Origin of the sequence: Micromonospora sp. LOL_015 (assembly GCF_048060275.1) — a bacterium.
GTDB lineage: Bacteria > Actinomycetota > Actinomycetes > Mycobacteriales > Micromonosporaceae > Micromonospora_E.
Genome location: NZ_JBHMIO010000172.1, coordinates 1 through 600, shown reverse-complemented (window position 1 = coordinate 600; position 600 = coordinate 1). Strand labels below are relative to the sequence as shown.

Here is a 600-nt window from a genome sequence, read left to right as displayed (position 1 = left end):
TCAAACTCCTACAGCTCCAACCAGCCTAAACACCAACCCGGCCGACTTTGCCGTGCCCGTGTCACTGAGGCATCAGACCAGTAGCCGGCGCTGGCGTACCTCGTTTGCGTCTGGCTGGCCATGGCTGCGGTGGAGCTGTGGTAGTTCAGGTTGTGCTTGTAGTTGGAGTAGCACCTCTTTAGGGCGCCGTCAGCCGAGGTGCCGTGGCACCAGTCGCCGCCTCCGGCGCTTTCGCAGGCCTGGATGGAAATTCCACCGTTCGACTCGGCTCCGCCGCCAGAGGCGGCCTGAGCCCCGTCAGCAGTCCCCGCGATTACGAGGAAGGCCATCGAGACGCCGGCAGCCAACCGCGATGCTCGAACCTTGAGGGGTGTGCTAATTGTGGACATCGTCAACTTTCCTCCCGTGTTTGACGACCTCGGCCCGAATTACTAAACCCTGTTATACAAATTGTCAGATGTAAATGCACGAGTCAGGTGGTTTTGTTGGGATTGTAGGGTCGTGGTTGGTAATCATTTCTCGTTGACTGACTTTGTCCGCCTAGTAGGGCAGCCGTACTTTGTGACTTGATCATGTGAGTCTGGATCGGTAGTGGTACCA

At 57.5% G+C, this 600-nt stretch carries 1 protein-coding gene; it reads right to left on the bottom strand.

Annotated elements, in window-relative coordinates; translation table 11 throughout:
* Window positions 1-8 precede the first annotated feature (8 nt).
* Entirely contained in the window at window positions 9-329 is a 321-nt protein-coding gene (locus tag ACFHWU_RS29335; protein ID WP_416592330.1) for a lactococcin 972 family bacteriocin, read from the bottom strand.
* Window positions 330-600 lie beyond the last annotated feature (271 nt).

Excerpts from the sequence above, each read along its gene's own strand:
- ACFHWU_RS29335 (WP_416592330.1), bottom strand. The coding sequence starts at position 329 with ATGGCCTTCCTCGTAATCGCGGGGACTGCTGACGGGGCTCAGGCCGCC.